Genomic DNA, 1,706 nt, shown 5'->3' with positions numbered 1-1,706 from the left:
AGGAAGCGTAAATCTGAGCATGTAGTGATAAGGACTGAGCGAATTTTGCTCCGTTTTTCTTATGTTTATTGGACGAAAGCACCATAATTAGTAGTATGTAAATCTTGAAAATGAAATAAAGTACGTTACAATACGATGGATGAATCGATAAAAATGGAGGAAGTATAGAAAGGAAGCAATTTTTCTTGCATAATTAGTTAAAAACGAATATTATAGTCAATGTTGTTTTATTATATTCGGAAAGCAAGGTGTTTGTCTTGGATAAGATCTTTAAATTAACGAAAAATAACACAAATATCCAAACAGAGGTGATTGCAGGCCTAACAACATTTCTTACAATGGTCTATATTGTTGTGGTTAACCCCGCAATTCTCTCAGCGGCAGGAGTACCCTTTGATCAAGTGTTTATGGCTACGGTTATCTCTGCAGTTGTAGGTACACTATGCATGGCTTTCTTTGCGAATTATCCAATTGCAATAGCACCAGGTATGGGATTAAATGCATATTTTGCATCTGTTGTAGCATCAGAAGGCTTAACTTATCAGGCGATATTTGGCACTGTATTTGTTGCTGGTATCATCTTTGTTCTCTTGAGTTTGACGACACTTCGAGAGACATTAATAAAAGCAATTCCTGCATCCTTAAAATATGGAATTACCTCAGGGATTGGACTATTTATCGCCTTTAATGGCTTGAGAATGGCCGGTATCGTCGCACCAAATGAAGCAAATATTGTTGGATTGGGAGACTTACATAACCCGATGACTACTTTAACTTTAGTAGGTTTATTTATTACTTTAATTTTATTTGTCTGGAACATAAAGGGTGCTTTATTTATTGGTATGCTCATAACGACGATTATTGCTTTGTTCACAGGACAATTATCCTTTTCAGAAGGCTATGTATCAGCCCCACCAATGCCTGTGTTTTTTGACTTGGATATAGGCAGTGTCTTTAGTCAAGGTCTCTATACGATCGTTTTTGCTTTTCTACTCGTTACCATATTTGATACGACTGGAACCATGATTGGAGTGGCAGAACAAGCAGGTTTTATGAAAAACGGCAATATGCCACGAGCAAAGTCAGCCTTGTTATCGGATGCAACCGCTACAACAGTAGGTTCCATGTTCGGTACAAGCCCTTCAACAGCTTATATTGAGTCTACTTCAGGTGTAGCTGCTGGTGGTAGAACTGGACTAACATCATTAGTAATTGCTTTGCTATTTGCACTATCTATTTTCTTTACACCTATTATAGGTGCAGTTGCAAATTTACCAGCAATTACCTCGCCTGTTTTAATTATTGTAGGTTGTTTTATGATGGAAGGATTAGCTAAAATTAACTGGAAAACATTTGACGAAGCATTTCCAGCCTTTGCGATCATCCTATCCATGCCATTAACATCCAGTATCGCTACGGGAATTTCCATTGGTTTTATTACGTATCCATTATTGAAATTAGTAAACGGAAGAGGAAAGGATGTTCATTGGATATTATATGTATTTGGGATTATTTTTGTAATCCAGATGATTTTCTTTCCAACACATTAAATTATTGTGCCTCCTACGCTTGAAGCGTGGGAGTTTTTGTTCTAAGTTAAGAAAGTATAAAATCAGTGCAATGACTGTGTTAAGCCAAGTAGTTATTTTGAAATGTTTGATGTCTATTGGCAATGCTCCGACTAATTACTTCGCTTTCGGCGGGCA

The 1,706-nt window shown here is 36.9% G+C and carries 1 protein-coding gene; it reads left to right on the top strand.

Features of this window, described 5'->3' with window-relative positions; genetic code table 11:
* The first annotated feature begins 266 nt into the window (after positions 1-266).
* Positions 267-1,550, top strand: a complete 1,284-nt coding sequence (locus ABDZ84_RS19215; RefSeq protein ID WP_051388216.1) for an NCS2 family permease — start codon at positions 267-269, stop codon at positions 1,548-1,550.
* Positions 1,551-1,706: the final 156 nt, after the last annotated feature.

This window comes from Virgibacillus salarius (genome assembly GCF_039521925.1).
In the GTDB taxonomy this organism is placed as follows: domain Bacteria; phylum Bacillota; class Bacilli; order Bacillales; family Amphibacillaceae; genus Virgibacillus; species Virgibacillus salarius.
This window is presented reverse-complemented; position numbering and strand designations above follow the sequence as displayed.